Annotated in this window: 7 protein-coding genes; 5 read left to right on the top strand and 2 right to left on the bottom strand. The window is 62.1% G+C overall.

The genetic code is table 11. The annotated features are described in order from the left end of the window. Window positions 1–288 (top strand): hypothetical protein (locus ACZ9A3_RS27130; RefSeq protein WP_476253308.1); only part of this gene is annotated, 288 nt, incomplete at its 5' end. Window positions 289–320: 32 nt separating this feature from the next. Here the strand turns inward: ACZ9A3_RS27130 and ACZ9A3_RS27125 are convergent. Further along, a complete protein-coding gene (locus tag ACZ9A3_RS27125) occupies window positions 321–1,814 on the bottom strand; it encodes a CoA-acylating methylmalonate-semialdehyde dehydrogenase (protein ID WP_045197105.1) in 1,494 nt (497 codons plus the stop codon). Window positions 1,815–1,886: 72 nt separating this feature from the next. Beyond that, a complete protein-coding gene (aptA, locus tag ACZ9A3_RS27120; protein WP_093376384.1) occupies window positions 1,887–3,233 on the bottom strand; it encodes an omega-aminotransferase AptA in 1,347 nt (448 codons plus the stop codon). Between the two features lie 237 nt (window positions 3,234–3,470). Here aptA and ACZ9A3_RS27115 point away from each other — a divergent pair, with 237 nt between their 5' ends. The 4 genes from ACZ9A3_RS27115 to ACZ9A3_RS27100 all read left to right on the top strand — a co-directional run bounded on the left by ACZ9A3_RS27115 (window position 3,471) and on the right by ACZ9A3_RS27100 (window position 6,772). Beyond that, complete coding sequence (locus tag ACZ9A3_RS27115; protein WP_476253307.1) at window positions 3,471–4,490, top strand: AbrB family transcriptional regulator; 1,020 nt, start codon at window positions 3,471–3,473, stop codon at window positions 4,488–4,490. 48 nt (window positions 4,491–4,538) lie between these two features. Beyond that, entirely contained in the window at window positions 4,539–5,453 is a 915-nt protein-coding gene (locus ACZ9A3_RS27110; protein ID WP_093376392.1) for a LysR family transcriptional regulator, read from the top strand. A gap of 62 nt (window positions 5,454–5,515) precedes the next feature. Then, window positions 5,516–6,178 carry a TetR/AcrR family transcriptional regulator gene (locus tag ACZ9A3_RS27105; RefSeq protein ID WP_093376396.1) on the top strand — a complete coding sequence of 221 codons (663 nt, stop codon included), beginning with the start codon at window positions 5,516–5,518 and terminating at the stop codon, window positions 6,176–6,178. A gap of 9 nt (window positions 6,179–6,187) precedes the next feature. Further along, window positions 6,188–6,772: an IMPACT family protein gene (locus ACZ9A3_RS27100; RefSeq protein WP_476253306.1), complete on the top strand. Its 585-nt coding sequence runs from the start codon at window positions 6,188–6,190 to the stop codon at window positions 6,770–6,772. Window positions 6,773–6,851: the final 79 nt, after the last annotated feature.

The raw sequence follows: 6,851 nt of genomic DNA, 5'->3' as shown, positions 1-6,851 counted from the left end.
AGCGGGAGGCGAATTCTACAGCGTTTCAAACCGCTGTCAACTGCCTTTTTCACCGCTGTCGATCTTTCGACCGAAGCCCTTCCGGATGACCCTGGAACCGCTAACTCTTTGAAACTCAAGGAGTTTTCAGTTCCGACTGCGCCGGAAGTGGGGCGAATTATAGAGAGATCTGTGGGGGCGTCAAGGACTTATTTCAACTTTGTTTCAGCGGGGGCGTTTTGGCTATTAGCCACAAGCTGCAAGCTGCAAGCTGCAAGTAAAAGCGGCAGCACCGCGCTCAACTTGTAGCTAGCAGCTAGCAGCTAGCCGCTGTTAAAGCCTTAAAGGCTCGGGAAGGCAAACTGCGACGCTTCATGGCTGGCACGTTGCGGCCAGCGCTGGGTAATGGCTTTGCGGCGGGTGTAGAAACGCACGCCATCCGGGCCATAGGCATGCAGGTCGCCGAACAGCGAACGCTTCCAGCCGCCGAAGCTGTGGTAAGCCACCGGCACCGGCAGCGGAACGTTGACGCCGACCATGCCCACTTCGATCTCGTCGCAGAACAGGCGCGCCGCTTCACCGTCACGGGTAAAGATGCAGGTGCCGTTGCCGTATTCGTGTTCGTTGATCAGGCGCATGGCCTCTTCCAGGCTGTCCACGCGCACCACACACAGTACCGGCCCGAAGATCTCTTCTTTATAGATGCTCATCTCGGTCGTCACGCGGTCGAACAGGGTGCCGCCGACAAAGTAGCCGTCTTCATTACCGGCAACCCGGTAGCCACGGCCGTCGACCACCAGCTGCGCACCAGCAGCCACACCTTGGTCGATGTAGCCAACTACCTTGTCACGGGCGGCGGCGGTAACCAGCGGGCCCATGTCCAGGCCGCAGGAGGTACCGGCACCAATCTTCAACGCCTTGATCTGTGGTTCGAGTTTGGCGATCAGCGCATCGGCCACCTGGTCGCCAACGCACACGGCCACCGAGATCGCCATGCAGCGCTCGCCGCAAGAACCGTAGGCTGCGCCCATCAGGGCGCTGACCGCGTTGTCCAGGTCGGCATCAGGCATCAGCACCGCGTGGTTCTTCGCCCCGCCCAGGGCCTGAACGCGCTTGCCGCGCTTGGTGCCTTCGGCATAGATGTACTCGGCGATCGGCGTCGAGCCAACGAAGCTCAGGGCCTTGACCTCTGGCGCCTCGATCAGCGCATCCACCGCTTCCTTGTCACCGTGCACAACGTTGAGCACGCCTTTAGGCAGGCCGGCTTCATGCAGCAGTTGGGCAATCAGCAGGGTCGAGCTCGGATCACGTTCCGATGGCTTGAGGATGAAGCAGTTACCACAGGCGATTGCCAGTGGGTACATCCACAGCGGCACCATGGCCGGGAAGTTGAACGGGGTAATACCGGCCACTACGCCCAGCGGCTGAAAGTCGGACCAGGCATCGATGTTCGGGCCAACGTTGCGGCTGTACTCGCCTTTGAGAACTTCCGGCGCGGCGCAGGCAAACTCGACGTTCTCGATACCGCGCTTGAGTTCACCGGCGGCGTCTTCCACGGTTTTGCCGTGCTCTTCGCTGATCAGCTGGGAGATACGCGCTTCATTCTGCTCCAGCAGTTGCTTGAAGCGGAACATCACCTGGGCGCGTTTGGCCGGCGGCGTGTTGCGCCAGGCCGGGAAGGCGGCCTTGGCCGAGTCGATGGCCTGCTGCACGGTTTGCTTGCTGGCCAGGGCAACCTTGTGGATAGCCTGGCCAGTGGACGGGTTGAAGACATCGGCGGTGCGCGTGTCGGCAGCAACCAGTTCGCCGTTGATCAGGTGTTGAACAGTGCTCATGCAGAACTCCAGAAAGAGGGTATGCCTGGGCGCGAGATCACTCGCGCCCGCTGCTTATATATAGAGGGACAATCAATCGACCTGGTTGATGGCCTCGCCGACCGCATCGAACAGGCGGTCCAGTTCCTGCGGCTGGCTGTTGAAGGTTGGGCCGAACTGCAGGGTGTCGCCGCCGAAGCGTACATAGAAGCCGGCTTTCCACAGCTTCATGGCGATCTCGTATGGACGCACGATGGCGTCACCGTCGCGGGCGGCAATCTGGATGGCGCCGGCCAGGCCGTAGTTACGGATGTCGATGATGTTCTTCGCGCCCTTGACCCCGTGCAGCACCTTCTCGAAGTGCGGCGACAGTTCGGCGGCCGATTGCACCAGGTTTTCTTTCTCCAGCAGGTCCAGCGCGGCGAGACCGGCGGCGCAGGCGACCGGGTGCGCCGAGTAGGTGTAGCCGTGGGGGAATTCCACCGCGTATTCCGGGGTCGGCTGGTTCATGAAGGTCTGGTAGATCTCGCTGCTGGCGATCACCGCGCCCATCGGGATGGCGCCGTTGGTGACTTGCTTGGCGATGCACATCAGATCCGGGGTGACGCCGAAGGCATCGGCACCGAACATCGAGCCCATGCGGCCAAAGCCGGTGATGACTTCGTCGAAGATCAGCAGGATGTTGTGCTGGTCGCAGATTTCCCGCAGACGCTTCAGGTAGCCCTTCGGCGGTGGCAGTACACCTGCGGAACCGGCCAGCGGCTCGACAATCAGCGCGGCGATGTTCGAAGCATCGTGCAGCTCGATCAGCTTGAGCATTTCATCGGCCAGGGCGATACCGCCCTCCTCCGGCATGCCTTTGGTGAAGGCATTGCCCGGCAGCAGGGTGTGCGGAATGTGATCGACGTCGAGCAACTGGCCGAACAGCTTGCGGTTGCCGTTGACGCCACCCAGGCTGGTACCGGCGATATTCACCCCGTGATAGCCACGGGCACGGCCGATCAGCTTGGTCTTGGTGGCCTGGCCTTTCAGGCGCCAGTAGGCACGGACCATCTTCACCGCAGTGTCGGCGCACTCGGAACCGGAGTTGGTATAGAAGACGTGATTGAGGTTGCCCGGGGTCAGGTCGGTGATTTTCTCGGCCAGCTGGAACGACAGCGGGTGGCCGAACTGGAAAGCCGGCGAGTAATCGAGCACGCCCAATTGGCGCGATACTGCTTCCTGGATCTGCTTACGGGTGTGACCGGCGCCGCAAGTCCACAAGCCGGACAGGGCGTCATAAATCTTGCGGCCCTTGTCGTCGGTCAGGTAGCTGCCTTCGGCGGCGACGATCAGCCGTGGATCGCGCTGAAAATTGCGGTTGGCGGTATAGGGCATCCAGTGGGCGTCCAGCTTGAGCTGGCTGGCCAGACCGACAGGAGCGTTTTCAGGCAGATTCATCGGACAAGTCCTCGCAAGGCAATTGGGCAGCGACAAGTGTTGTTGTGCCTAAATTGGCATGGGCTTAAGGTTTGGAAAATCTGGCTTTTCTAATCTTCAGATCACCACCGGCTAAACATTAATTCACAACATCCAGCCGCAACGATGTTACAAAGTGTTTCCATGCACCCCGGCAAGGCGCATGATGCGGGCGGCCCCTTCAGGAGACTTGGCGCAGGACGCGCAAGCACACTCACCATGAAAACCATCCTGTGTTTACTGATCTGCGCCCTGGTTGGCGCCGCCGTACAGTTTGCCGGTGTGCCTCACGGGCTGTTGCTGGGCGCCATCGTCGCCAGCGCCATGTTGGTCAGCCGGCTGCGCTTTACCCCCGACCTGCGCTTTGGTCTGGAATACGTGCAACTGGTCATGGGTATCGCCACCGGCTTGATGTTCGAAGCCTGGGACAGCGACACGGTGGCCAGCATCCTGCCGAGCCTGGGTTTTCTGCTGCTGTGCCTGAGTGCGCAGATTGCCATCGCCGGCCTGTGGCTGTTCAGGGGGTGCGGCTGGAGCCTCAAGGATTCACTGCTGGCGGTGTACCCCGGCGCCCTGGCTGCGGTGTTCGACTTGCTCGAGTCGGAACGGGCTTCGAGCAAGGTGATCGTTGTGCACCTGATGCGCCTGGTGTCGATTACCCTGCTGGTCAGCCTGAGCATTCGCGCCGGTAGCGATGTTCCTGCAAGCGCGAGCACCGCGCTTAATCCAGGCCTGTTGCTGACCCTGGCGTCGCTGCTTGCCCTGTGCATCCTGCTCGGGCGCCTGCTGCTCAAGCTTGGTGTTCCTGCGCCCTTCATGCTCACGGCGATCATCGCCACGGCGGTCTATGTAAAGCTGGGCTTGCTCCAGGCGTTTCATCTGCCCGGCTGGAGCGTCGATTTTGCCGCGCTGATCCTCGGTGTGCTGATCGGCGCCAGGTTCAGGGAAATCAGCCTCAAGGAGCTGGTCCGTCACGGCGGCGCCGGGCTGATGTCGGTGGGCCTGATGCTGCTGGTCGCTGCCGTCTTTGCCGGCGTGGCCGCCAAGGTGCTGGGCAGTGATCCATTCACTTTGTGGCTGGCCTACATGCCCGGGGCCATCGAAACCATTGCCATCGTCGCCTTCAGCGGTGGGCTGAACGTGGTGATGGTGCTGTCGCACCACCTGGTGCGCATGCTGCTGTTGCACTTTGCCCCGGCCCTGCTCGTCCAGGCGCGCCGCTGGCGCGAGAATGTCTGATCAGCGTATGTTGTCTGCCTTTCATGTTCCTCAACGCAAAGGCACCGCGTGAAACGTCCACAACCCCTGGCCCAGGTCAGCGATTTCGATATCCGCCTGCTGAAGATCTACCGCAGCGTGGTGGAGTGCGGCGGCTTTTCGGCCGCCGAGAACGTCCTGGGCATTGGCCGCTCGGCCATCAGCCAGCAGATGAGCGACCTTGAGCAGCGCCTGGGCCTGCGCCTGTGCCAGCGCGGGCGCGCCGGTTTTTCGCTGACCGAGGAGGGCCGCGAGGTGTATCAATCGGCGTTGCAATTACTCAGCGCCCTGGAAAGCTTTCGCACCGAGGTCAACGGCCTGCACCAGCATTTGCGTGGCGAACTGAACATCGGCCTGACCGACAACCTGGTGACCCTGCCGCACATGCGCATCACCCATGCCCTGGCCCAGCTCAAGGACCGCGGCCCGGACGTGCGTATCCAGATCCGCATGATCGCCCCCAGCCAGGTCGAGCAAGGCGTGCTCGATGGCAGCCTGCACGTTGGCGTGGTGCCGCAGACCAGCCCGCTGTCGGGCCTTGAGTACCAGCCGCTGTACAGCGAACGTTCGCTGCTGTACTGCGCGGTCGGTCATCCGTTGTTTTACGCCGACGACCGGCAACTGGACGATGAGCGCCTCAACAGCCAGGACGCCATCGCCCCGACCTTCCGCCTGCCCGCCGATGTCCAGGCCCACTACCAGGCGCTCAACTGCACCGCCAGTGCCTCGGACCGCGAAGGCATGGCCTTCCTGATTCTGACCGGGCGCTACATCGGCTACCTGCCCGACCACTACGCGACCTTCTGGGTACAACAAGGCCGGCTGCGGGCACTCAAGCCCGCCGAGCGCTTTTATGACCTGAGCCTGTGCTGGGTAACGCGCAAGGGCCGGCGCCCGCACCTGGTCCTGGAAAGCTTCCTCGAAAGCCTGGCGGCTACTCGCTGAGGGCTAATGCTGGTAGGTTAGCCAGTCATAAGAGATACCCATTGCCTTGTCTGGAATCGTTCATGACCTTTGAAGTCCCTGCGCATCGCCTCCAAGCCTCGGGCAAGCCCGCCGGCCGCATTCGCCAGAAGAACGAGCAGGCCATCATCCAGGCCGCCGAGGACGAATTCGCCCGCCACGGTTTCAAGGGCACCAGCATGAACACCATCGCCCTCAAGGCCGGGCTGCCCAAGGCCAACCTGCATTACTACTTCACCAACAAGCTCGGCCTGTATGTGGCGGTGCTGAGCAACATCATCGAGTTGTGGGACAGCACCTTCAACGCCCTGACCGTCGACGACGACCCGGCCCTGGCCTTGAGCAGCTACATTCGCACCAAGATGGAATTCTCCCGGCGCAACCCGCAAGCCTCGCGGATCTTCGCCATGGAGATCATCAGCGGCGGGCAGTGCCTGAGCGACTATTTCAGCGAAGACTACCGTGCCTGGTTCAAGGGCCGTGCCGCGGTGTTCCAGGCCTGGATCGACGCTGGCAAGATGGACCCGGTCGACCCGGTGCACCTGATCTTCCTGCTCTGGGGCAGCACCCAGCACTATGCCGACTTCGCCACCCAGATCTGCCAGGTCACCGGCCGCAGCCGCCTGACCAAGCAGGACATGGAAGATGCCAGCAACAATCTTATCCAAATCATTCTTAAAGGCTGTGGCCTGACACCTCGCGACTGAATCTGCCTTATGCCTTTTACCCTGCTCGACACCTGCGAGTTTCGCGAAGAGATTCGCAAGAGCCGTTTCATCACCCTGGCTGCACCAATCAGTAGCCCGGCCGAAGCCATGAGCTTCATCGAACGCCACAGCGACCTCGCCGCCACCCACAACTGCTGGGCCTGGAAACTGGGCGGGCAATACCGCAGCAGCGACGACGGCGAACCCGGCGGCACCGCCGGGCGGCCGATCCTGGCGGCCATCGAGGCGCAGGACTGCGACCAGGTGGTAGTCTTGGTGATCCGCTGGTACGGCGGCATTCAACTGGGCACCGGCGGCCTGGCCCGCGCTTACGGCGGCGGCGCCAACAAGTGCCTGCAGCAGGCAGAAAAGCGCTTGCTGGTCAGCCGCAGCGAACTGACCTGCAGTTGCAGCTTCAGCGAACTGGCACTGCTCAAATTGCGCGTGGCCGAGGCTGATGGCCTGGTGCTGGACGAAAAGTTCACCGCCAATGGCGTCGACCTGCGTCTGGCCCTGGGCGAGGAACAGATCGAGGCGCTGCAACGCCAGCTGGCCGACCTCAGCCGTGGCCGCATCCTGCTGGAACGGGCCTGAACATTTGCCCACATTCACTGTGGGCCCGGCTGTGGATAAGCTCTGGGCATTCGCCTGCGAGCCTTTAACCACGGGGCCT

Source organism: Pseudomonas sp. TE4620 (genome assembly GCF_056279045.1).
The sequence above is the reverse complement of the archived record's forward strand: the minus strand, read 5'-3'. Positions and strand labels throughout refer to the sequence as shown.

What these genes read in the sequence shown, in the direction of transcription:
- ACZ9A3_RS27105 (WP_093376396.1), top strand. Translation starts at nt 5,516, where the DNA reads ATGACCTTTGAAGTCCCTGCGCATCGCCTCCAAGCCTCGGGCAAGCCC.
- ACZ9A3_RS27115 (WP_476253307.1), top strand. Translation starts at nt 3,471, where the DNA reads ATGAAAACCATCCTGTGTTTACTGATCTGCGCCCTGGTTGGCGCCGCC.
- ACZ9A3_RS27125 (WP_045197105.1), bottom strand. Translation starts at nt 1,814, where the DNA reads ATGAGCACTGTTCAACACCTGATCAACGGCGAACTGGTTGCTGCCGAC.
- ACZ9A3_RS27100 (WP_476253306.1), top strand. Translation starts at nt 6,188, where the DNA reads ATGCCTTTTACCCTGCTCGACACCTGCGAGTTTCGCGAAGAGATTCGC.
- aptA (WP_093376384.1), bottom strand. Translation starts at nt 3,233, where the DNA reads ATGAATCTGCCTGAAAACGCTCCTGTCGGTCTGGCCAGCCAGCTCAAG.